22 protein-coding genes are annotated in these 24,004 nt (G+C 42.7%); 8 read left to right on the top strand and 14 right to left on the bottom strand.

Features of this window, described 5'->3' with window-relative positions; translation table 11 throughout:
- Positions 1-789 precede the first annotated feature (789 nt).
- Positions 790-1,891 (bottom strand): peptide chain release factor 2 gene (gene prfB, locus BM043_RS18245; RefSeq protein ID WP_143189576.1). Its coding sequence is split into 2 segments (ribosomal slippage): positions 790-1,830 and positions 1,832-1,891, totalling 1,101 coding nucleotides; the frame shifts between segments, so codons are not numbered across the junction.
- Positions 1,892-3,652: 1,761 nt separating this feature from the next.
- Between prfB and BM043_RS18235 the strand changes: the two genes are divergently transcribed.
- Positions 3,653-4,873, top strand: a complete 1,221-nt coding sequence (locus tag BM043_RS18235) for an MFS transporter (RefSeq protein WP_245753077.1) — start codon at positions 3,653-3,655, stop codon at positions 4,871-4,873.
- A 294-nt stretch (positions 4,874-5,167) separates the two neighbouring features.
- Here the strand turns inward: BM043_RS18235 and BM043_RS18230 are convergent, their stop codons facing one another.
- Positions 5,168-6,520, bottom strand: a complete 1,353-nt coding sequence (locus BM043_RS18230) for a M24 family metallopeptidase (protein ID WP_092794375.1) — start codon at positions 6,518-6,520, stop codon at positions 5,168-5,170.
- Positions 6,521-6,860: 340 nt separating this feature from the next.
- Between BM043_RS18230 and BM043_RS18225 the strand changes: the two genes are divergently transcribed.
- Positions 6,861-7,400 carry a hypothetical protein gene (locus tag BM043_RS18225; RefSeq protein ID WP_092794373.1) on the top strand — a complete coding sequence of 180 codons (540 nt, stop codon included), beginning with the start codon at positions 6,861-6,863 and terminating at the stop codon, positions 7,398-7,400.
- Positions 7,401-7,418: 18 nt separating this feature from the next.
- Here BM043_RS18225 and BM043_RS18220 read toward each other — a convergent pair whose 3' ends face one another.
- The 4 genes from BM043_RS18220 to BM043_RS18205 form a co-directional block, all read right to left on the bottom strand.
- A complete protein-coding gene (locus BM043_RS18220) occupies positions 7,419-8,753 on the bottom strand; it encodes an MATE family efflux transporter (RefSeq protein WP_092794370.1) in 1,335 nt (444 codons plus the stop codon).
- Between the two features lie 3 nt (positions 8,754-8,756).
- Positions 8,757-9,299, bottom strand: coding sequence for an NUDIX domain-containing protein (locus BM043_RS18215; RefSeq protein WP_092794368.1), 543 nt, complete (start codon positions 9,297-9,299; stop codon positions 8,757-8,759).
- 62 nt (positions 9,300-9,361) lie between these two features.
- Positions 9,362-9,844 carry an Lrp/AsnC family transcriptional regulator gene (locus tag BM043_RS18210; RefSeq protein ID WP_092794366.1) on the bottom strand — a complete coding sequence of 161 codons (483 nt, stop codon included), beginning with the start codon at positions 9,842-9,844 and terminating at the stop codon, positions 9,362-9,364.
- Between the two features lie 210 nt (positions 9,845-10,054).
- Positions 10,055-11,257 carry a tetratricopeptide repeat protein gene (locus tag BM043_RS18205; protein WP_092794362.1) on the bottom strand — a complete coding sequence of 401 codons (1,203 nt, stop codon included), beginning with the start codon at positions 11,255-11,257 and terminating at the stop codon, positions 10,055-10,057.
- A gap of 76 nt (positions 11,258-11,333) precedes the next feature.
- Between BM043_RS18205 and BM043_RS18200 the strand changes: the two genes are divergently transcribed.
- On the top strand, positions 11,334-11,984 hold the full coding sequence (locus BM043_RS18200; protein ID WP_092794359.1) for a sulfate ABC transporter permease: 651 nt from the start codon (positions 11,334-11,336) through the stop codon (positions 11,982-11,984).
- Here BM043_RS18200 and BM043_RS18195 read toward each other — a convergent pair.
- Together BM043_RS18195 and BM043_RS18190 are read right to left on the bottom strand one after the other, a co-directional pair.
- On the bottom strand, positions 11,972-12,118 hold the full coding sequence (locus tag BM043_RS18195; protein ID WP_092794356.1) for a DUF2256 domain-containing protein: 147 nt from the start codon (positions 12,116-12,118) through the stop codon (positions 11,972-11,974). The two genes, BM043_RS18200 and BM043_RS18195, sit on opposite strands and share 13 nt — an antisense overlap.
- Position 12,119: 1 nt before the next feature.
- Positions 12,120-13,589 (bottom strand): cryptochrome/deoxyribodipyrimidine photo-lyase family protein, encoded by a 1,470-nt coding sequence (locus BM043_RS18190; protein ID WP_092794353.1) that lies wholly within the window; start codon positions 13,587-13,589, stop codon positions 12,120-12,122.
- 39 nt (positions 13,590-13,628) lie between these two features.
- Here BM043_RS18190 and BM043_RS18185 point away from each other — a divergent pair, with 39 nt between their 5' ends.
- The gene (locus BM043_RS18185) at positions 13,629-13,913 is read left to right on the top strand and encodes a TIGR03643 family protein (protein ID WP_092794397.1); all 285 of its coding nucleotides are present in this window, start codon (positions 13,629-13,631) and stop codon (positions 13,911-13,913) included.
- A gap of 457 nt (positions 13,914-14,370) precedes the next feature.
- On the opposite strand, the gene BM043_RS18180 is transcribed toward BM043_RS18185, so the two are convergent.
- The 6 genes from BM043_RS18180 to BM043_RS18155 all read right to left on the bottom strand — a co-directional run bounded on the left by BM043_RS18180 (position 14,371) and on the right by BM043_RS18155 (position 18,868).
- Entirely contained in the window at positions 14,371-14,706 is a 336-nt protein-coding gene (locus tag BM043_RS18180) for a rhodanese-like domain-containing protein (RefSeq protein ID WP_092794350.1), read from the bottom strand.
- A gap of 76 nt (positions 14,707-14,782) precedes the next feature.
- Complete coding sequence (locus BM043_RS18175; protein WP_092794394.1) at positions 14,783-15,043, bottom strand: hypothetical protein; 261 nt, start codon at positions 15,041-15,043, stop codon at positions 14,783-14,785.
- The gene (locus tag BM043_RS18170; protein WP_092794348.1) at positions 15,022-15,900 is read right to left on the bottom strand and encodes a sterol desaturase family protein; all 879 of its coding nucleotides are present in this window, start codon (positions 15,898-15,900) and stop codon (positions 15,022-15,024) included. The genes BM043_RS18175 and BM043_RS18170 overlap by 22 nt, the downstream gene beginning before the upstream one ends.
- A gap of 12 nt (positions 15,901-15,912) precedes the next feature.
- A complete protein-coding gene (locus BM043_RS18165; protein WP_092794345.1) occupies positions 15,913-16,719 on the bottom strand; it encodes a sulfite exporter TauE/SafE family protein in 807 nt (268 codons plus the stop codon).
- 424 nt (positions 16,720-17,143) lie between these two features.
- Entirely contained in the window at positions 17,144-17,947 is an 804-nt protein-coding gene (locus tag BM043_RS18160; RefSeq protein WP_092794343.1) for a universal stress protein, read from the bottom strand.
- A 264-nt stretch (positions 17,948-18,211) separates the two neighbouring features.
- Positions 18,212-18,868, bottom strand: coding sequence for a Crp/Fnr family transcriptional regulator (locus tag BM043_RS18155; protein ID WP_092794340.1), 657 nt, complete (start codon positions 18,866-18,868; stop codon positions 18,212-18,214).
- A 507-nt stretch (positions 18,869-19,375) separates the two neighbouring features.
- Between BM043_RS18155 and BM043_RS18150 the strand changes: the two genes are divergently transcribed.
- From BM043_RS18150 to feoB, 4 genes are all read left to right on the top strand, one after another.
- On the top strand, positions 19,376-20,641 hold the full coding sequence (locus BM043_RS18150) for an NAD(P)/FAD-dependent oxidoreductase (protein ID WP_092794337.1): 1,266 nt from the start codon (positions 19,376-19,378) through the stop codon (positions 20,639-20,641).
- 187 nt (positions 20,642-20,828) lie between these two features.
- Positions 20,829-21,455, top strand: a complete 627-nt coding sequence (locus BM043_RS18145; protein ID WP_092794335.1) for a hypothetical protein — start codon at positions 20,829-20,831, stop codon at positions 21,453-21,455.
- Positions 21,456-21,552: 97 nt separating this feature from the next.
- Positions 21,553-21,774, top strand: a complete 222-nt coding sequence (locus tag BM043_RS18140) for a FeoA family protein (RefSeq protein WP_092794391.1) — start codon at positions 21,553-21,555, stop codon at positions 21,772-21,774.
- A gap of 6 nt (positions 21,775-21,780) precedes the next feature.
- Entirely contained in the window at positions 21,781-23,916 is a 2,136-nt protein-coding gene (gene feoB, locus BM043_RS18135) for a ferrous iron transport protein B (RefSeq protein ID WP_092794333.1), read from the top strand.
- The last annotated feature ends 88 nt before the right edge of the window (positions 23,917-24,004 follow it).

Here is a 24,004-nt window from a genome sequence, read left to right as displayed (position 1 = left end):
GATTTGCCGGATACCAGCTTCGTTATGCCGAGGAGGTAGACAATGTTCAATGAACAAATTCAATGAGCAATTTTCAAGTGGTGATGATTATTGATTTATTGATGAATTGGGGAATTGTCGAACTGTTGAATCGATGGGAAGGTGGGAGATTGGAGAAATCAGTCCTTTAAAATATCGAATGATAAATGCCCAATGATGAATTTTGAAGTGTGTGTAAAGCTGAAAGTTTAAATCAGAAATCTGAAAGGTCGAGAAAACTTTAGGTATTTTACAATGACCCTGAAAGGGTCAAATCATGAATACCTGTGCGCCTGTGGCGTAGCCCCGTATGAAGTGAGGCGGGACGCCGAACGGAATGCGGGGTCTGGTGATGAGAAGAGATCCCAACCTCGGCCTGATGATTTGCCGGATACCAGCCCCGTGGTGCCGAGGAGGTAGACAAAAATCCGATAGAACCAATTCTCAAAAAAACCCTCCGAGGGATTCAGTTCTAATATTGGTTATTGATCCTTGAACTTATCTCGCATTGGATAACGAAAAACCCTCGGAGGGTTGGGGCAAATTCCGAGGAGATCGGCACAATTTGATTAGGGAAACTCAACAACCTGGCCAAATGAGAGCAAAAGTTGGAACACATGAGTGAGACACTCACGTTGGAGGAATCTTTATATAACTCGGATTGCAAATCCTACTAAAGAGTTTCGTGATTGCAAATCCCAAACACCAAAAAGTCCAAGCCTGCTCCCTGGAAAAATGCAGGTAGACTTGGACTATAATTTACAGGCGGGCTTACTCCTTCCCTGCTTCTTCTTCGCTTTGGGCGAGAAGGTAGGCCTTCATAAATTCATTCAAGCCCCCATCTAGTACATGCTGGGTGTCGGAGGTTTCGTATCCGGTTCGGTTGTCTTTTACCAGTTTGTAAGGATGAAGGACATAATTTCGGATTTGGGAACCGAAATCCACCCGAAGCTTGGAGGATTCTATTTTTGCAATTTCTGCATTCCGCTTTTCCAATTCCATTTGATAAAGCCTGGATTTAAGCATTTGCATGGCTTTTTCACGGTTGGCCAGCTGTGAACGCTCTATTTGACAAACTACCACTATTCCGGTGGGTTTATGAGTCAATTGAACCTTGGTTTCTACTTTATTCACATTTTGACCACCAGCACCACCAGAACGGGAAGTGTGGAGTTCGATATCTGCCGGATTAATATCAATTTCGATACTATCATCCACTTCCGGATAGGCGTAAACCGAGGCAAAGGAGGTATGTCTTCTACCTCCGGAATCAAAAGGTGAGATCCGTACCAATCGGTGAACCCCCGTTTCGGATTTTAAAAATCCATAGGCAAGAGGACCTTCAAATTCGAGCGTTGCGGATTTGATTCCTGCCACTTCCCCTTCTTGCACGTCCACTTCCTTGACCTTGTAGCCGTTTTTCTCTCCCCACATGATGTACATCCGCATCAGGATGGAAGCCCAGTCATTACTTTCTGTACCTCCTGCCCCGGGGTTGATTTCCAAAACAGCATTGAGTTGATCCTCTTCCGAGGAAAGCATTTTCTTGAGTTCGAGCTCTTCTACTGCCTTTTTGGCTTTGTCATACTCGATTTTGATTTCTTCTTCGCTGACTTCGTCGGCGGAATAAAACTCATACAGCACGTCAAGGTCCCCGATAATCTTATCAAGGTCCTCAAAAGAAGAGGTCCAAGCCTTTCGGGCTTGAATTTGTTTCATCGTTTTTTCTGCTTCGTTGGGGTCATTCCAGAAGTCAGGCTGAGAGGAAACCGCCTCTAAATCTTCTATTTCTGCTTTCTTCCGATCGTAGTCAAAGATACCTCCTTAAAGCCGAGGTGCGAGCTTTCAAGTCTTTCAGTTGGTCCGAAGTCATGATTTTAGGTTAAAATTTAAAGAATGCAAATGTCTTAAAAAAAACCGGAATTGTCACGATGGAAGGGGAATGTTTATTGTTTAATTGGGGAATTGAGGAACTGTTTAATTGATGAATTGACGAACTGTTTAGCTGGGAGCTCGCGACAAGGAAACGGGTTCAGGGTTGGGGAACTGATGAACTGTTTAACTGAATAGGTTGAAGATGAAAGTCTCGTTTTTTAGGGATTTTGGTTCGGGGTTGAGGGTTCAAGGTTGGGGAATCGAGGAACTGTTTAATTGATGAATTGGGGAATTGTTTAACCGAAAAGCTCGCAAGGACGCAACGGTTCAGGGTTCACAGTTCCGGGTTCAAGGTTTTTCTGCCGACTGCATACTGCGACTTCCTGCTTCATGGGTTCAGGGTTAAAAGGTTAATGGTTAAACAGTCGATTGGGGAATTGATGAACTGTTTAATTGATGAATTGGGGAATTGTTTGACTGAAAAGCTCGCAAGGACGCAACGGTACAACGGGTTCTGAGTTCAAGGTTCGGGGTTCATTGATACTCTACTCTGCCAACTGAAAACTGTGACTGCCTACTTTTATGGTTAAGGGTTAAAAGTTAATTGTTAAACAGTCGGTTGGGGAATTGATGAACTGTTTAATTGATGAATTGGGAAATTGTTTAACCGAAAAGCTCGCAATGGAGCAAAGGTTTTGGTTCAATGTTCAGGGTTCTAGGTTCTTGATCTACCCACTGAAAACTGCAACTGCCTACTTTTTTGGTTAAGGGTTAAAAGTTAATTGTTAAACAATCGGTTGGGGAATTGATGAACTGTTTAATTGATGAATTGGGAAATTGTTTAACCGAAAAGCTCGCAAGGACGCAACGGTTCAGGGTTCACAGTTCTGGGTTCAAGGTTTATCTGCCGACTGCATACTGCGGCTTACTGCTTCATGGGTTCAGGGTTAAATGGTTAATGGTTAAATAGTAGATTGGGGAATTGATGAACTGTTTAATTGATGAATTGGGGAATTGTTTAACTGAAAAGCTCGCGACGACGCAACGGTAGAACGGGTTCTGAGTTCAAGGTTCGGGGTTCATTGACACTCTGCTAACTGAAAACTGCAACTGCCTACTTTTTTGGTTAAGGGTTAAAAGTTAATTGTTAAACAATCGGTTGGGGAATTGATGAACTGTTTAATTGATGAATTGGGGAATTGTCGAACTGTTGAATCGATGAGAAGGTGGGAGATTGGAGAAATCAGTCCTTTAAAATATCGAATGAATGAAAAATGATGAATGCCCAATGATGAATTTCGAAGTCCAACATATAAAATCCTGAAGTGCCTGTCCCGATTATCGGGATATTGGAGAATAAAGGTACAAGCCTACCTATTGCAGGTAAATCTGAAGAACCATCGGTCCGTTTGGAAAAGATTTCTCGGGAATAGGTCCTAATCAAATTTTGTCGACCTCCTCGGCACAATGAGGCGTTTAACCGATAAAACCCGGGGCCGAGGTGGGAATATTTTCTAACACTTTAACCCCGCATTCCGCAGCTCCTTTCAGTCGCTGCTTCATACGGGGCTACACCATTGGTCGTGCCTACGGCACTTAATCAAATTCACTATGCGTTCTTGAAGAAATGATTTTTTCGGAAATTGGTTCTATTCAAATTTTGTCGACCTCCTCGGAATGGCGGGGCTGGTATCCGGTGAAATCGCGGGCGGAGGGGGGGGGGCAGGTCTTGTCAAAATTGGTTTTTGACTAGGCGTGAATGATGCTAGTGAAAGGAAAGTTTATCCCTTATCTTTGCGGCGAAATGAAACTGCTGCCCTCTTTTTTCTCGATTGATTTTTTTCTTCTCTGCGCGAGCTCATTTTTATTCTTTTCTTCTTTCAATATGATCATTCCGGAGCTGCCCAACTATTTGACATCGCTTGGAGGGGAGGATTACAAGGGGCTGATTATTTCCCTTTTTACCTTGTCAGCGGGACTATCAAGGCCATTTAGTGGTAAGCTGGCTGATCGAATCGGCCGGATACCGGTAATGATTTTCGGAGCAGGAGTTTGTTTTGTGATTAGCTTACTTTATCCCATTCTGAGTTTTGTCGGAGGATTTTTATTTTTAAGATTTGCTCACGGATTTTCAGCAGGCTTCACTCCTACCGGAACGTCGGCTTATGTGGCTGACATTGTCCCCTTTCAAAAGCGTGGCGAGGCCATGGGAATTCAGTCCCTTTTTGGTTCGCTTGGAATGGCAGCCGGACCGGCAATCGGGGGCTGGATTGCGAGTATCTGGCCCATAGAAATCCTGTTTTACGCCTCATCCCTCACCGCGATTCTTTCTATTATTATTCTTTTCAAACTAAAAGAAACACTAGAAAAAAAGGAGCCCCTTCGATTGGGTTTGTTCAAACTGAACCGACATGAACTTATAGAAAAACGCGTTTTAATTCCTTCTCTCGTTCTGTTTTTCTCTGTTTTCTCCTTTGGGGTGGTGCTTACGATTATCCCGGATTTTTCTGCCCACCTCGGCATTCAAAACAAGGGCTTGTTTTTCGCTGTGTTTACCTTGTCGAGTTTGGGAATCCGGCTGATTGCCGGCAGGGCTTCTGATCGGTATGGGAGAGTTCCCGTACTTCGGGTTGCCACTGTATTTATGATAGGCAGCATGGTATTGGTCGCGCTTTCGGAGACCAAGATGGCTTTGTTGGGAGCAGGAGTTTTGTTTGGATGTGCAGTAGGAATGAACAGCCCAACGACGGCTGCCTGGGTGATTGACTTGGCGCTCGATGCGTTTCGAGGGAGGGCCTTGGCTACCATGTATATTTTTCTTGAGGCGGGAATAGGTATCGGAGCGATTGTATCCGGATTTTTATACGCAAACAAAGTGGAGAATTTCCCATTGGTATTCCTATTTAGCGCAGGAATGGCCGGGATTTCCCTGATATTTCTATTCTTTATACGGAGTGGGAAGTATCCTCCCAGGCATTGATTTTGGCGATGGCAGAAGTAGGCAATTTCAGTTTGTAAATAGTGAAAAGTAAATAGTAATCAGTGTAGGAACCCTGAACTTCGAACCCTCAACCACTGCATAACTATTGAAAAAAAGTTGACAGTGGCAGTTGGCAGCTGGCAACTGTAAGTAGTAAATGGTAAGGGTGTAGCAAAGTCTGAATTTTTAAATGAGCGATCTAAACCGCAAAAATTTAGGATAAGTTTGAAATACTCTTCCTCTCTTAATTCGTAAATCAAAAATGGGGAGAGGCTGAAGCTCCCCCATCCCATTTTAATAGCCCAAGTATTCAGAGATTCGGGGAATAGGCAAAATCCTTCTTTGGCGGCCGTTGTAATATTTCACTTTTTCACCATCAAAAAAGGCCCCTTCTTCCAACATGATCCGCACATCTTTTTTCCATTCCTCCACATAAACCACCGCATTGAGTTCGATCGCGTAGCCCGTGTTAGGATGAAGAGGAAAATCCCCTGCCCCGGGCGTATCTCCCTGATTGTCCCACATTCCTATCGTCGGTCCTGCCGAGTGGCCATAATATCCCAGAGGGTGGGTATAAATACTTCCTCTGATACCTTCAGACTTCATTTGCTCAAGGGATGCACGCAGAATTTCATTTCCAGTCCGGCCGGTCACATAGTTTTCGGTCAGAATATCCTGAAGGCGATTTCCCACTTCAAAGGCATTCTGCAGGTATTTTGGAACTTCAGTCTCTCCCATTTTCAGTACGTAGGCCAATTCCTGCGTGTCGGTATTCAATCGGAGATAGGTGATTCCAAAATCTATGTGCAATAAATCTCCCGGCATGATGGTCAATTCCGAAGGCCTGGAGGCAAAAGAACGCGAAGCCTCGTTGGAGTCAGGGTCGGGTCGCTGAATATCCACTGAGGGATGAAACCATGTGTCCAATTTAAGCTCTTTGATCCGCTCCCTATACCACCAAACCACATCCTCCGTGGTGGTTTTGCCTGGAGTGATCACTTTTTCGGAAAGTCCTTCATGAATAATATGATGGGCCAACTGTTGAATATGTCGATAGCTGGCCATTTCGGCTTGAGTCCGGGTTTCGAGCCAACGAACAGCCAAAGTCTGTGCGGAAACCACTTTTCCCTGAAGATTTGCCGGGAGTTTTTCCATAAAGGCTTCCCGTTCGGTGAAGGTGAGTCCATCCGCATGACCATAATCTTTGGCAAAGTTCAATCCGATTGCCTTGGGATTTTTTTCCTTGATCAAATCAACCAAAGCTTCCCATTGGTCAGGTTGACTTTCAGGATCCCAAGCACGCTTAAAGGCTTTTCCCACATCGTACCGGGCAATAGCATAAGTTTCTACCGCAGAATCGGGTGTGGGCTGGTACATCACCAATATCGTCCTTCTCCGAGCAGCCATCCAGGTAGCCGGCAGAAGAGTCCGAATGACGGGATCTTCATTGTATTCTCTGGAAATGACCACCCACATGTCTATTTCCGTTTCGCTCATGAGATCGGGCAAAAGATTGGTGATCCTATCATCCAGCCAAGAATCGATTAATTCTGCCTGTTCGCGCTGAGAAAGAACAGCCAAATCTTGGGAAAAGGCGATGAAAGCCATCAAAAAAGGAAGGACTAAAGCAATTAATTTCTTTTTCATCTGTTTATAATTTGTTTTTTAGAGGTCAGATGGAATCTTCGCATTGATTCCCCGACCCATCGGGGCATCCCCTGTGTGTCGCTTGCGTCGTGCTCGATTTCATTGGGTCTAAATTTGGACTTTCAATATAGAAGATTCCGAGCTGCTACTCTTAAAAAACAAATAAAAATTCTTGGCGTTGAAAAAAGAATCAATGTATAGACCAAACATCAATTCCGGTCTTCTCTAACATTTAATTAGGGAATAGGAAGAAATCAAATGGGCTTTACTTCTGAGCCCGAATCTCAGGAAATTGGAAAAACCCTAAAAAAATCAGCATATTTAACCAAGAAATTGATTTATGAAGAAGACCTTGCTTTTCATTATTTTTTTAGGGGTAAACCTAAGTTTATATGCTCAATCAGAAGATTTCCTTTTGCTCAAACGTGGTCCAAGTCCCAAAAAACATATCCGCTTTTATCCGGGTGAATCCATTACTTACAAAAGCAAAAAATTAGATTACTTCGTTACCGATCAGATCCGGGAATTTTCACAGGATTACATCTTCCTCACGGAAAACATTCTTTCACTAGATGACATCGAAGCGATCGATATCCGTCAGAAGGACAGCCGAAACTCCACCTTGAAAAATATGAATGTCTTGATATTAGGCTCTGGAATTATCTTGCTGACTGCCGAAAGTATCAATTCAATTTATCAAAATCGGGAATTCTCTATTGATCAAGGAGTGGGTTTAACTTCTGGAATTCTCATTGGTACTGGCCTAGCACTACTTCCTCTGCGGTATAAGGTTTTTAAAATCCAAGGAAGAAACCGACTTCAGATTCTGTTGAAAAATGATGTGGAATTATCGAATGACCCAAAAAACGGAATCAATTGATTCCTAAACACCCCCCTCCTATTGTTTCAATTGTCTGAGACTAAGCTTATGAAAACGGTAAAATAAAACCACTGCGGTAATACTCAAACCAATCAAGAGTCCATACCAGACACCTACTGCTCCCATTTCCAACTCAAAAGCAAGAAAATACCCCAGGGGTAAGCCTAAAACCCAATAGGCCAAGAGTGTGATCCAAGTGGGAAATTTCACATCTTCCATTCCTCTCAAAACGCCGAGGCCCACCACCTGAACTCCATCCGAAAGCTGAAACATTCCGGCAATGATCAATAAAGTTGCGGACATGGCGATCACTTCGGGATCATCGATATACAAAGTGGGCAGGAAATTACGCAAGGTCACGAAGAGAATGGCTGTAGTTGCCATAAATACCAGCACCATCCCAAAGACCACCATCCCGGCTTCCCGCATGGCTTTTCTGTTGTTTTTCCCGATTTGATTGCTCACTCGGATCATTCCCGCTGTGCTCAATCCTGCTGCCATCATATAACTAATCGAGGCTAGATTAAGGGCAATTTGATGACCGGCGAGTGCATTTACCCCAATCCAGCCCATCATAATTGCAGCTGACCCAAAGGCGCTTACCTCAAAAATATACTGAAAGCCAGTAGGTATCCCGATTTTCAAAATCCGATTAATCATCGGAAAGCTGAGTTTTTTACCGGTCCATTGAATCTTAAAAAGTTTATATCGGGAAGACTTCATCACATACCATCCCATCAGCAAGGGCATGAGAATCCGCGAGATCAAAGTAGCCCATCCTGCTCCCATTAAGCCCATTTCAGGGGCTCCCCATTTCCCAAAAATCAATACATAATTCAGCAGCACATTGACCAAGTTGGCGATGATCGTGACGTACATCGCCTGTCTCGTCTGGGATAAGCCTTCGGCAAATTGCTTGAAGGTTTGAAAAATCATAAAGGGAAAAAGCGAGGCAGTAATGACAAAGAGATACGGAATGGCAATATCCACCACTTCTTCCGGCTGATCGAGATGGTATAAACCTTGGGACAAACCTAAAATGATAATCGTCAAGATCAAGGCGGTACCGATATTGATCCACAGCCCGTGCTGAAAAAGCCGTCCAATTCTTAGATTTTTGGTTTTCCCTTCCGCTATGGAGACCAGGGGAGTAATCCCCATGGATACACCCATTCCAAACATGAGCAACACGAAAAATATACTGTTGGCCAAGGAAGCCGCAGCTAAAGGCACTGCTCCGAGTTGCCCAACCATCATACTGTCGGCAACTCCCACAGAAACTTGCCCCAGCTGACTCAGTACAACAGGATAGGCAAGTTGAAGCGTGATTGAAAAATGTTCCTTTATAGTCATTAGTTAAAAACCCAAGACACGGGCAGCTTTTAAAATCCCGGCGATACTGATCGAATCGGTAATTTCCCCCTTCATGACTTTATCGATTACCTTGGCGAAGGGAAGTTTTTGAATCTGTAGTATTTCTGTTTCCTCGAATTCGGTCTCTCCCTCAGTAAGATCTTCTGCCAGATAAATGATACCTTCTTCATCAGTTACCGAATTGGAGGTGTGGATCCGAAGTAGCTCGGTCCATTTGGAGGCCGTCAATCCGGTTTCTTCTTTGAGTTCCCGCTTGGCACTTTCCAAGAAATCCTGTCCAATCGGCCCTCCTCCCATGGGGATTTCCCAGGAATATTGATTGAGGGTATAGCGATATTGTCCCACCAGCCAGGTATTCCCTTCCCGATCGATGGGGATGATGGCCATAGCCTTATTTTTAAAATGTACTTTCCCATAAATCCCCTCTTTTCCTGCGGGATTCAAAACCTGATGCTCTTCCAGTCTAATCCAGGGGTTTTGATAAATGGTTGTTTCTTTACGAGTTTTCCAGGGGTTTTCTGTCATAGCTACAAAAAAAAAGGCTGTCTAAAACTCCAGACAGCCAATTTTGATTTTTTAATCAATTATCACATCGGAATCGGCAATATCTTGGAGTCCTTGAAGGTAGATAAAATCACCATAGACTGCATGGAATCCACTTCTTTGATTTCAGAAACTTTTTCCAACATCAATTTTTGATAAGCGGTAATATCCTTAGCAATGATCTTCAAAATAAAGTCTCCTGTACCTGTGATATGGTGACATTCGATCACTTCTGGGATACCATTGATTTCTTTCATGAAAGCATCAATGTTTGCTTTATTGTGCCCAATGAGGCTGACTAATACAAAGGTACTCACGCCTAGTCCGATCTTTTCAGGGTCTAGTTTAGCGTGGTAGCTTTTGATTATTCCTGATTGTTCGAGTTTTTTCACACGCTCCAAGGTAGGAGCAGGAGAAAGTCCGATATCCTTTGACAGTTGTGCGTTTGTGATCTTCGCGTTTCCTTGAAGAATTTCCAGAATCCTGCGGTCGATTTTGTCAAATTTGATTCTGACGCTATTATCCATTATCTCTTGCATTTACAAAATTTTATATGGCACAAATTTATAATATTTAAGGAAAATTTTAAAATGATTTTTCGCTTTTTGATGAGCGGAAATCGAAATTTTCTTTATTCTTTCAGGCTTTTAAGCAAAGATTAACTCCGAAAGGGCTTTCAGGAGAAAGAAATTTCAAATTATCTCCTGTTCCAAACCATAAAAACGTAAAGAATTTGATTAAAGTTTATTCTTTTTGATAAAATTCCTTGCCGCCTGATGAGCGGGATGTTTTCGCTTTGCGTATTTCTTGACTCGTTTAAAATATTCTTTGGCCTCCGACTTCTTGTTTTCTTTCACAGCGATCTGTCCTAGCTGCACCAAGGAATGAAGGTAATAGCCGCTTTCCTGAGATTCGGATTCCTCTCCATAAGAGAGAGTTTTAAGGTAATAGCGTTTGGCCTCTACCTGATCACCTACTCGTTCATGAAACTGTGCCAAGTAAAATGCTGCATATCTGCCGCTCGTAGATTCATAGCCGGTCTGCCCTCTATCGATACGACGCAGGATTTCTTCGGACTGCTCGACGGATTCAGACCATCTGCCTACCGAGTAGAGGTGCCTTGCATAGGAACGGTGGAAATACGGATTATTTGGAAATTTGTCATGCAAGTACTCGGAAATCCGAAGTGCCTCATAGGGTTTCTTTTCTTCAGAAGCGTATAGTCTAAACAGAAAATACATGGCCTCTATCCGGGTATAAAAGGCATTGGAAGCGACATATTCCAACTGTTCGATTCCCAGCTCTTTATCTCCCTTGCCAAACAGAACCATCACTGGCTTCAAGAGCGGATAATTTTCAGGAATCCACACAGAAAAATAATTGTACAAGGCATCTCCGAGCAGAAGCTCAGGATTAAATTCCTCCTCTCCCCTGCTCAGTTCCATATATTTCAAGGCATTTTTCCCCGCCCAAGCGGCGCGGGTCCAGCTTTTGCGCTCTGAAAGCAATCTGCCCTGAAATCCATATCCTGCTGCTAAGAAAAAGGCTGCCTCTTTGTTCGTTTCGTCTTCATCATACATCCGTTCGGCTTTTTCATTAGCACGATCGATATAGGCCAGAAAAATCTCATCGTATTTCTCATTGGTGACGTCCACTTCTATCCTCCACCAATAACTCAAGGCCATCAAAAAATCGGGGAGCGGATGAGATGGATATTGATAAGAAAGTACCCCAAAGTCCCGCTCTGCCGTTTCGAAGTCAAAATTATACATGCTATTGATGGACTTGGTCACGCGAAACTGCAAGCCCCGGTCCAATAATAAATAGGGGGACTGATTTGCTGTGATTTCCCTATCCGCCGGAGGTGACTGAGCCAATAGGTCGGGCCCAGTCAAAAGACATAGAAAGAAAATCAGAACGCGTTGATAGGTATAATTCATTTTCATACGATAGGAGGACAAAATTACTGCTTATCTTAGACAATGCAGTAGATTTGCGGACTTGAACCGTTAAATTATGCCAAAAGAACTGTCTCCTTTAACACAACGAGTGCGCGACTCATTAGATTTTGACAAGCGGATATATTTTTTTCTCTTGGTACTGCTTTTAATCTTCATTCGATACCTCACCAACGAATTAATCCTAGAGGCTGTTCCCAATTCGGAAGAAGTCAAAGAACAGGGAGCATTTACATTTTTCTACATTTACAGCACACTTGGTTATTTGTGGACTCCTTTCGAATTGCTTTGGAAATTTACGCTGATCGCATTTTTGCTCTGGTTGGGTGCTTTTATTTTAGGTTATAAAATCCCCTACAAGGATCTGTGGAAATTTGCTTTGGTGGCAGAAGTCATTTTTATTTTTCCGGAATTGATTCGGTTTTTAGTTTATATCAATCCAGAAACGGCCGACTCCTTTACCGAAATCAAAGAATACCGACCTTTATCTCTTTTGTCTTTGATAGGGTACGAAAATGTGGCCCCACGCCTTCGATATCCTTTAGCCAGCATCAACTTCTTCGAGTTGCTTTATATGGTACTATGGACTATCGGGATTCATAGCTTTAGTGGTCAAAACCTCAAGAAATCTGCCTTGGTAGTTTTTGTAGGTTATGTGATTCCGATGGCTATTTGGTTGACTTGGTTTGTTCTGGTTTACCGAGACTGATTTTTCCGAGATAATCCAGCGCAGCGCTTGGAGCAGTATTTGACCTCGTCCCAGTTTTTCTCCCATTTCTTTCTCCAGGTAAATGGTCTTTGGCAGACCGGACAGGTTTTGGTTGGCAAGTGTGTTTTCTTCATTTTAAGACCAGCGTTTTGACAGCGTGTGTTTTCCCAGAATGCGCTTGGACTCCAGCACTACCTCCGGATCTTTTTGCGCAGCCCAGATTCGATCTCTGGCTTCCGCAGCCGCTTTTTCTGGATGGACAATGGGAAATGGATAATCTTTTCCCAACTCAAAACCCAAATCTTGCTGCTCCAGAGGCTTTAATTTCCAAGGTTCATGAAGAAGTGCCGCCGGTAAATTCCGTAGCTCAGGGACCCATTTTTTAATAAATTCACCAGTCGGATCATGATCTTGGGATTGCTTGATCGGATTATAGATTCTCACGGTATTAATACCAGTGACGCCGGCCTGCATTTGGAGCTGAGGATAGTGAATCCCCGGCTCAAAATCCAAGAACATCCTCCCCAGGTGATTCGCTCCATACTTCCAGTGCTGACCTAGGTGATGGGTCAAAAAGGAAACTAGCATGGCCCGCATCCGAAAATTGAGATAGCCGGTTTCGATCAGGCAGCGCATACAGGCATCTACGAGCGGAAATCCTGTCTGACCTTTTTCCCAAGCTGCTAATTTTTGCACATCTGGCTCCCCCTTCATTTTCAGAAATCCCCGATTAATATCCTCAAATTCCATTCTGCATTCCATTTCAAATTTTTGGATAAAATGACAATGCCATTGGAGGCGGGATTGAAAATTGGCCAAATCACGCTGATTACTCCCTGCTTTTTTTCTTTCCTGTGAAAGCTGATACACCTGTCTAATTGACAAACATCCCCAGGCCAAATAAGGCGAGAGACGGCTACAGCCCTTTCGGGAAAGTTCGGGCTTACTGATGTGTCGGCTGTAGTTTTTGACTCTATTCTGAAGAAAACTTTGGAGATACCGATGCGCCAGTCTTTCCCCTCCGCATTGCATGGACGGATTGGGATTTTGCCATTCTACAGGAATAGGTTTTTGAGGGAAATCAGTCCAGAATGACTTAGGAAGAATAAAGAAAACCACCTTTTCCAAATCTACTTGAGCCAGGGGTTCCGTGATAAACTTTTTCCAATTTCGGGACCAAGATTTTCGATTTTTCCGTCCCCTCTGCACGCCTTGCTGTGGATATTCTATCCAGGGAATCTGTTTGGATTTCAAAAAGTTGCTGATCTTTTTATCCCGGTCAAAAGTGATTCCTATTCCCGTTTCCTGATGGGAAAAAACAACTTGAATCTCGAACTTCCCTTGTAGTTTTTCGAAAACCGAGTCAGCGTCTGAATGGAAAATCACTACTTCAGATTGAAATTGGTCGAGTTGGGCATTGATATCTTGTAGGGATTCCCAAACAAATCGCCAATGCCGCTCATCACTTTGGGGAGCTTCGATCAATCCCGGTTCAAAAATATACATCAACAAAACGGGGAAACCAGATTTTGCTGCGGATTGAATCGGAGCCTGATCTTGAAGTCTCAGGTCACGCTTAAGCCAAACGATGGATATTTTTTGCACATGCTAAAAACTTTCTCCAGCTCGCTTGGTTTGAATCAGATGGGAAAAAAGGCAAAATTTTCTGAAGCCGAATTGGATCGAATCATCGAAATGGCCTGGGAGGACCGAACTCCCTTTGAAGCGATCGAAATGCAATTTGGGGTAAATGAATCTGAGGTCATCGACCTGATGCGTAGAAATATGAAGCAAAGCAGCTTCAAAATGTGGCGGGCGAGAGTGCAGGGAAGAAATACCAAACACTTGAAAAAGAGCCCCGAAGACCTAGATCGATTTCGCTGCAGCCGTCAAAGATCCATCAGTTTGAATAAGGTGTCGAAGCGGTAGGGGAAATTGTTCAGAGTTCGGGGTACTGTCGAACTGGGGAACTGATGAACTGTTTAACTGAACAGGTTGAAGAGGAAAGTCTCAGTTCCAAAAGGTTAATGGTTAATGGTTATGGGTTAAGGCGTCGGTTTCCCATGTTTACTTTTCATTTCTTTCTATTTACACTCAATCGGGGTACTGTCGAACTGGGGAACTGATGAACTGTTTAATTGAATAGGTTGAAGAGGGAAGTCTCATTTCCAAAAGGTTAATGGTTAATGGTTATGGGTTAAGGCGTCGGTTTCCCACTGTTTACTTTTCATTTCTTTCTATTTACACTCAATCGGGGTACTGTCGAACTAATGAATTGAGGTATTGGAGACCTGAAGAAGATTGCTTGTTGGGTTAAGGGTAGATTTTGGGTTCAGGCAAAAAAAAACAGCCGAGAGGCTGTTTTTTGCATTATAAATTTATTGTTTTAAACCGTTTCGAAAGGCCACCTCATGATCCCTCCGGACATATTTTTACAGTTTTCGAAGCCCATATCCGCCATGATTTCGCAAGCTTGTCCACTTCTGTTTCCGCTTCGACAATAAACCAGATAGGTTTTGTCTTTGGGGAGATTTTGGATTTGCTTGGTAAAATCCCGTGACATCAAATCGATGTTTCGAGCACCTCTGATTTTACCTCCTGCAAACTCACCGGGAGTTCTCACATCAAGAATCACGGTGTTGGGTTGTAGCATCAAATTATGAAATTCACCTACGGGAATATCCTCGTAGTTTTTTGGTTTTGCTTTAAAGAAGTCAAACATGGTTGTTTTGATTAGTTTAATTTTCTGATACAAAACTACCGTCTTTACTGATTTTGATCAGTAATAAAAGTCACAGCTAAACTTTTGCTGCTTTGAATTTTGACTTCAGTTGGATGATGGATAATCGAATCAACAAAATCCATGGAAAACCATGAAAAAGCAAGTCGCCCCAATCCATTAATTTCATTCCAACTGCTCCTCCTGCTACCCATTTTAATTTTCCCCAAATATGCGGCTCGGGGAAAAATGGCGCCAAGCCTAAGAAAAAGGTGAGCATCAAAACTGAAATCCAATTATTGAGCGGATTGATGGATTTTATGCTTTCTTTTTCAGCCATGGATAGGTGATTTGTGACCAGAAGGTCTGCGGAAATTCTTCAACTTTGTCAAAGCCCAGGGCTTCATTTTCTCCATCGTGCGGAATGTAGGCCGTGCCGAATAAATAATCCCATAAACTAAGCGTAATCCCATAATTAACTCCATGAGGACGATCCGATGGCAAGTGCTTCACGTGATGCCAGGTGTGCATAATGGGGTTATTTAAGATGTATTTGAAAGGTCCGTAGGTGATTTTAAGATTGGCGTGATTGAGGTGACCGATAGCTATGGTGAAAATGTGTAGAATAAAGAAATCATCCAGTCCAAAACCGATCATAGCTAGGGGAAGATATTGCACAGATTTATAGACGATCGTCTCCATCCAGTGATACCTGAGGTGAGCAGCAAAGCCCATTTGCTCGACGGAATGGTGAACTTTGTGAAATTCCCAGAGCCAAGGTACCCGATGTAACATGCGGTGGACATTCCACTGAATAAAATCAGCCAAAACCAGCATCAGCAGAAACTGCCCCCAAATCGGCCAGGAATTAATCTCCAGTGCCACTAAATTGGTAATGCCAAAGATTCCCAGAAAGTCATTGAAGAGCTCTACGAATACATTGGATAGTGCATTGTAGAGAATCAGCGAAAACAGGAAGAAGTTAAAAAACATGTAGAATACATCCAGCCAAAAGTCCTTTCGGAAAATTGGCTGGGATTTTCTCCAAGGCACAATCACTTCCAGCGCAAATACAAAGACCGAAAGTCCGATAAGCCAATAGAAGTAATTGTGCCAAGATGGGTATAGAATCTCTGAGGTCAGATAATCCCAATACCCATAGTAGCCATCAATAATTATTTTGAAATATTTTTCCAAAGCGAATTCGAGTTAAACTGCCATCAGCTCCTTGCCAATGATGTATATACCCATGATTAACACAAACCAACCGAAACCTGTTTTAAGTGCCTTTTCATTTATTTTTTTGGAAAGCGCAGTTCCGATAAAGATCCCGACGACCGATAGACCAGTAAAGATCAGTAGCATTTGCCAATCAATGGTTTGATTACCCAAGTCTCCCAAAAACCCAATCAGAGATTTGGCTGCGATAATAAGCAATGAAGTACCCACTGCCAATTTCATAGGAAGCTTGGCCAAAATCACCAAAGCAGGAATAATCAAAAATCCACCTCCTGCACCGACTATCCCGGTAATCACTCCGACTACCGATCCTTCCAAGGCGATAAGAGGGATATTGAATTTAAGTTCTCCGCTTCCTTCTGGTTTGAGTTTTTTATTGTCCTTAATCATGGAATAGGAAGCCGCCAGCATGATGAGGGCAAAGAAAACCATGATCCCAACATTTTTAGTGATGGCAAATTCACCAACTGTAAAGAGGGGATCGGGAAGCCAAGGAACGAGAAACTTTCGGGTAAGGAATACCGCGATAAATGAAGGAATGGCAAAAACCACCGCAGTTTTGTAGTCTACTTTGCCTTGCTTCATGAAATTACCCGCTCCTACTAGGGAGGTGGTCCCAACTACAAAGAGCGAATAAGCTGTGGCGAGTACGGGATCCACGTCCAAAATATAAACGAGTACCGGAACGGTAAGGATAGAACCTCCACCTCCGATAAGACCCAAACTCACTCCTATTATAACTGCTGCTGCAAATCCAATGAGGACAATTACATCCATAATTTCAAATTTAAAGTTTTATGGCACAAAAGTACTCTTATGAATTAGAGTGGTGCAGTAACAAATGTCACATGTGGGGAGAGGGAGTGAAAGGAATAGCTAAAGTCTAATGCTTCGACTGAGCTCAGCACAAGAATCAGAAATCTGAAATAGTCTTATGTCTGGAGACAGAAGACGGAAGACGGAAGTAGGCAGTCGCAGTTTTCAGTTGGCAGATCGAAAAACAACCGATTTGAATATTTTAAAATGCATGATTTGGATAGATTATAGGCCTAATTCGACTCTGCACCTCGTAAATCGTAATTCGTAAATCTGAAATGTCCGATGTCCGGTGTCCGATGTTAAAGACGGGAGACGGAAGTAGGCCATGACAGAGCTATCATTTCGGAAAGCGTGAAAGCTGACAGCTACTTTTACCCATCCCTCAAACCATGATCAAAAGGGGGACTTTGGAATGATAGGCCATTTCGATGGACTTGCTTTTTCCCCAGAGTTGATCCCAAATTCCATGATGTGAGTGACACATGACCAGCATGATATTTTCTTCCTGGTTTAGAAAATCTTCAATTCCCTCATTGACTTTACTTGATTCAATGAGATGGATTTTGGTAGGCTGAGAAGGGAATTTTTCCTGAATATATTGCTCAAATCCCAAAGCAAGTATCTGTTCTCTAAATCCAAGGGCAGTCTGAACATGTAGAATCTCTGGCTTTACTGTCCAAGTATTAGAAAAATGGTAAACCCAATCAACTAAATTCTCCTCATGATCAGCAAACTCCAAGGCTAAAATCAGTCGATTTACACCTTCAGATTTTGCTTCCTCCGGAACGAGTAAAACGGGAATAGTAGATTCTTTAATCAGGTTAGTAGCCGTGGATCCGACCAAAACTTTTTTCACCCCACTAGCTCCTTTGGTTCCCATGACGATCAGACTTGCCTCTTCTTCCTCTGCCAGCCGGGCTAGTGTAATGGATGGAGTTCCCTCCTTCACTTTACCTTCGATATGAATTCGATCATCTTGATATTTGGCTTTGAGATTTTTGATAAGCTTTTCGGCATCCTTGTGCATGCTATCCAAAGCCAAAGCTGCCTGAGAGGCGAAATCATAAACCAACTCGACCACATGAACCAGAACAATATCCAGTTCATTTTCTGGAAATAATTTTAGCGCAAATTGAAGGGCTTTTTCGGAGTTTTTCGAAAAATCAACAGGAATTAAAATTTTCATTTTTTCTATCGCTTAATAATCCTAAAATACAGCTAATTCTGGAAAATAATTAGGATAAGAATCACATGGAGAAAGTTTAATAAAAAAATAATCTGATTATCCGCTTCTTTGCCAGTAATTCAAAATGCCCTCGACACTTCGACAAGCTCAGTGACCGGGGTCGGCCACCGAGATTGATCCTTTTAAAGAGAGGAGAAAATCACTGCGTTAAAGCTTAATTAAGGAAAACCAATTATGTTTTTCCCTAAAAAACTACCTCCGGGTTTACTTACTAATCAACTCCTCAAAGTCGTCGCGGATGTAGATCACATTTCTTCCGAGTTCGATCCATTTTTTCTTTTCAAGCTGCTTTAGTAGACGAGAAATTACCTCCCGGGAAGTACCAAGTTCATTGGCAATTTCTTGATGGGTAGTGTGAAGCTCGTTGGTTTTATGTTGCTTCATTTTGGTGACGATGTAGCGCATCAGGCGTTCGTCCATTCGCTTAAAAGCTACTGCATCAAGGGCAATAAGCATTTCCTGAAATCTATTTTGATAAGTGGAGGACACAAAATCCTTCCACTGCTTAAACTCATCCGAAAGCTGCTCATGAATAGCCACAGGTATGGCAATCAAGGTAGTCGGATCCTCCACAATTGCCTTGATTTCTGATGGTTTAGATGCAGTACAGCAAGTCAGGGAAAGCGCACAAGTCTCTCCAGCATCCAGGTAATACAAAAATAATTCTTTTCCATCTTCATCCATTCGGAGGATTTTGATAGACCCCTCCAATACGATAGGTACCATTTTGATAAACTTGCCGGGCTCCATCAGGACTTTTCCAGGCTCAAGTTTTAAAATTTGGCCTTTTTCCAAAATGGCCTCCAGTAGTTTGGGATCAGTGAAATTGGGTAATGCGGCTTTAAGTTCTTCGATTGTCATCTTGTTTTTAAAAAACTACGAATCTATGGTTCAACGGATGTGAAAATAGTGATAAATATCACAAACTGAGAATTTCGATTCCTAAAATCTATGTCAGGAGATCTAAGGCAAGAGGTAGTTCCCTGAAAGTCTGATTTGTAAAGTGAGGAATCTGAAAGGGATTGATGCCAGGTGTCCGGTGTCCGGTGTTGGAGAATGGAAGACGGGAGACCGAAGACGGAAGACCGAAGGAGGAAGTCGCGGTTGGTAGGTCAAAAAACAAGCGGTTTGAATATTTTAAAATGCATGATTTGGATAAATTATAGGCCTAATTATGCTCTGCACCTCGTAAATCTTAACTCGTAAATCTGAAATGATGAAGGTCCGATGTTGGGTGAGGGAATTCCAAACTCTCATCAATTAAGAGTATGCAAATGCAATCCGCAGTAAATAAATAAGAAAGGTGATGAAAGTCACCAAATTACTTAGTGACAGTTCTTACCTTTTCATTACCAAAATGATCTAGCTATGAACCATTATCAAATTTTAATCATCGGCGGGGGAACTGCCGGAATTACAGTTGCAGCTCAACTCAAGCGAAAAGATAAGGAGTTGAAAATTGCCATTATCGAGCCATCTGAAAAGCATTACTATCAGCCCGCATGGACGCTGGTCGGTGCAGGCACTTTTGATTATAAGGATACCGAGCGCGAGGAAGCTGATTATATTCCCAAAGGAGTAGATTGGATTAAGGATAAAGCAACGGATATCACACCCAAAACAAATCGGGTTAAAACGGCTAAAAGTGGAGAAGTCAGCTATGACTTTCTGATCGTGGCCCCTGGGTTAGTGATGGCTCCTGAATTACTTCCGGGACTGAAAGAGGCCATGGATAAAGGTGTGGTTTGCAGCAATTACACCGATCCTGAGCATACTTGGGAGGTCTTAAAAAATTTCAAAGGGGGAAATGCCGTATTTACACAACCGACCACCCCGATCAAATGCGGAGGAGCTCCACAAAAAATCATGTATTTGGCCGAGGAATACTTTCGGAAAAGTGGCGTTCGCAATAAGACCAATGTGATTTTTGCCACTCCGGGAACCGTGATTTTTGGCGTTCCGGATTTTGCAAAAACCTTGAATAAGATCATCCATGAAAGAGATATTATTTTTAAGCCATTTTATGCACCCACAAAAATCGATGCAGAAAAACAGGAAATTTACTTCACTTACATCAAACCCGGAGAAAGTAGCAATTGTGGAGTCACTTCAGGAAATCCAATCGGGGAAGAGTTGACCGGAGATACGGAAATCAAACTGCATTTTGACATGCTGCACCTCGCACCACCGCAGATGGCTCCAAAATTTATTCAGGAATCCGAGATTTCGATTCAAGAAGGTCCGGGAAAAGGATGGGTGGACGTGGACATTCATACCCTTCAGCATAAGCGATTTGGAAATATCTTTGCCTTGGGGGATGTGGCTCATCTTCCCACCGCAAAAACCGGAGCGGCAATTCGAAAACAGGCTCCGGTAGTCGTGGAAAATTTATTAAAGCTCATCCAAACCCAAAATGTCGGGAAGGCCTCTTACGAAGGATATTCGTCCTGTCCTTTGGTCACCGGCTATGGAAAAATGGTTCTGGCAGAATTCAAATACGACAATGTCCGAGACAGTGATCCAGTGATATCCAAATTTGTCGATACCTCTAAGGAACAATGGAGTATGTGGCTACTTAAAAAGTACGGGCTTCCATTTATGTATTGGAATCTGATGCTGAGAGGAAAAGCTTGAGAATGCGAAACGAAGCCCGGTGATTTTCATCGGGCTTTTTTAACTTCAAAATCCAGAAAAGGCTAGGTGATTTTTTTGAATAAAAAGATCTGAACTAAATGTCATTGTCTGAAAATTACTGAATTTAGAGAGGATTTTGACAACTTTTAAGATTCTACAAGAGTTGAAATAAAGATCAGAAATTGAGATGAAAAATTACAGAAAAAAGCTCTTTAGCACCTTTTTTTTATTGATCGGTCTGGGAATCCTCCCCATGGGCTGTGAGGTTTTCTGCAATGATTCCTGTGGATGCGGACCACAGTTTGAGGTGAAAGATTTTAGAATTACCGCTTTTGAAACCTTGACTTTGGCTGCGGATGGACAGCGAATCGATCCCAGTACGGTTTTACCTTTTGCCCAAACCACCAAGTCCTTTCGGATTGCCCAATTTGAAACCATTGCTCTTGCACGAAATTCAGAACCCTCATTTCCTGGAATAGCCATGGCTTGTAGTCCCATTCCCCCCAAGTCCATTGAGCGGATGACGAACCTTATCTTGATCAATAAAAAAGAACAGGTTCTTGGCGATGGCACTATTCTGCAAATCGGAGATCAGCTCAATCCTTATGTCGAAATAAATTATTTCTTTGCTTCTCAAACCAGTCCGATTTCAGATTTTTTGGAGGGGGGACTGACCTTATTTAGTGATGATTTATTTAAGTTGGTTTGGCAAAAAGATCCAGGAAAGGAAATGGTCATTGAGTTCGATTTGCAGATTGAATTAGAAGGGGGACGGGCTTTTGTTTTGCCTAATGAAATCCTCAGCATTCGCTAGTCATGTAAAATATGATAAAAATCTTATTTATTTTTCTTTAGATTCATTCCAGATAAGTTATTTTTGCCCATTGATTCCCGAACTCGCACACAAATTCATGACCGCAGACCAATTGCCCCTACTCAAACAAGCCATAATCAGAGAGGTGAAAGACTCTCCTTTACGGATTAACTTGATGGAATTGGGCTTTTTACCTGGAAAAATCATTTGTCTGCATCATGTCGCACCAGCCAGTGGTCCGATGGCATTTTTGCTTGAGGAAACCATTTTGGCCCTACGAAAAAATGAAGCTTCTCTATTGGAAGTACAACTTCTCTGATCATTCATGTCTGATCCTATCAAATCTACTGCTATCAAGTCCCCAAAAGTCGCCATCATTGGAAATCCCAATGTGGGCAAGTCCACTATTTTCAACCAACTGACAGGACTGAATCAAAAAATCGGGAATTATCCCGGTGTGACTGTAGATAAGAAAACCGGGGTAATGAATCATGAAGGGAGCACTTATCAGCTGATTGATTTGCCGGGGACCTATTCTCTGTATCCTAACTCAGAGGATGAAATCATTGCTCATCGAGTACTCAATCAGCAGAGTGAAATCGAAAAACCGGAGTATGTTTTGATGGTGATCGATTCGCTTCAGCTTTCGAGAGGTTTGTTTTTAGCCTCTCAATTGATCGACTTGGGCTTGAATCTGGCTCTGGTTCTGAATATGTCCGATCTGGCAGAGAAAAAGAAAATTGACATCAAAGGGTTTGAATTATTCAAGGCTCTGGGGGTGCCGATTCTCCATACCGATGCACGGGCATCCAAAGGTCTGGACCAAATCAAGGATTTGATTCATCAGCGGAATTTTGCCAAGCCGATGGAATTTTTAAAAGTCAGTGAATATTTGGATCCTGCACTGCTGATAGATGTCAAAGAAAAATTTGGACTTGCCACAGATTATCAGGCTTATCAATTGCTTCGCTTTGGTCTAAAAGATCGGGGACTTTCACCCGAAAAGCGGACCTGGATTGCGGATAAACTGGCATCCATTTCGGTCAATCTTGAAGCGGCACAGCTCGAAGAGACTAAACTCCGCTACCGCAAAATCACCGAGATCATCGAAAAGGTAGTGATCAAAAAAGATGCTATCCCTCCCACTACCAACAAATTGGATAAAGCATTTCTTCATCCTGTATTTGGCTATGTGATCTTTGGTGCGATTCTATTATTGATTTTTCAGGCGATTTTTGCTTGGGCCTCTGTTCCCATGGATATGATCGATGGTTTTTTTGCCCAAATGGCAGGCTGGGCCAGCAGTAATTTACCAGAGGGAGTCCTCACCAGTTTGATTGCAGAAGGGATCATTCCGGGTATAGGAGGCGTGGTGATATTCATCCCGCAAATTGCTATGCTTTTTGGTTTCTTGGCGATTCTCGAAGATACCGGCTACATGTCTCGGGTGGTTTTTATGATGGACCGATGGATGAAGCCATTTGGCCTTCACGGAAAAAGTATCGTTCCCTTAGTTTCCGGAGTAGCTTGCGCGATTCCGGGAGTCATGGCCGCGCGAAATATTGGAAATTGGAAAGAAAAGATCATTACCATTATGGTAACTCCATTGATGAGTTGCTCTGCGAGATTACCCGTTTATATTATTTTGATCGGGTTGGTGGTTCCGGATGAGATGCTTTTTGGTTTCTTTAATTTACAAGCTTTGGCGCTTTTAGGGCTTTATGTTTTAGGAGTAGTGGGCGTGCTTTTCACCTCATTTGGACTAAAAAGCATTTTAAAAACTACCGAAAAAAGCTATTTGATGGTGGAGCTTCCAAGCTATCGCACACCAAGGTGGAAGGATGTTTTGATGACTATGTACAGCAAATCCTACACCTTTGTCACCGAAGCGGGAAAGGTAATTTTGGCCATCTCCATTATCCTTTGGGTGTTGGCATCCTATGGACCTCCCGCTCAAATGGATGCAATCCGAGCGGAACGGGATCAGCAGATCGAACAAGCCCAATCTCCCGAAGAAATCGAAATCATCGAAGTGGAAGCTTCTTCCAGATTGCTCGAGTCTTCATTCATAGGAATTATGGGACATGCGATTGAGCCGGCTATTCGTCCTTTGGGCTATGACTGGAAAATCGGAATCGCGTTGATTACTTCTTTTGCAGCCCGGGAGGTATTCGTTTCGACTATTGCCACGATTTACAGTATAGAAGGAGATCCCGAAGATGATTTGACGATTCGAGAAAAATTGAATTCCCAAATCAATCCCAATACCGGAGAAAAAACCTTCAATTTGCCGACAGCATTCTCTCTCATGGTATTTTATGCTTTTGCCATGCAGTGCATGAGCACGCTTGCTATTGTCTATCGGGAAACTAAAGGCTGGAAATGGCCGTTGATTCAAACAGTATACATGACCATTTTGGCGTATGTATCTGCATTGATCACTTATCAAATCTTATCCTAATATGTGGCAAGAAATCATTCTGGGCATAGTTGTATTGGCCGCTTTGGTTTATTTAGGCCGTAAATACATCTTCAAATCCAAGACCGCA

Origin of the sequence: Algoriphagus hitonicola (assembly GCF_900113375.1) — a bacterium.
Lineage (GTDB): Bacteria > Bacteroidota > Bacteroidia > Cytophagales > Cyclobacteriaceae > Algoriphagus > Algoriphagus hitonicola.
The sequence above is the reverse complement of the archived record's forward strand: the minus strand, read 5'-3'. Positions and strand labels throughout refer to the sequence as shown.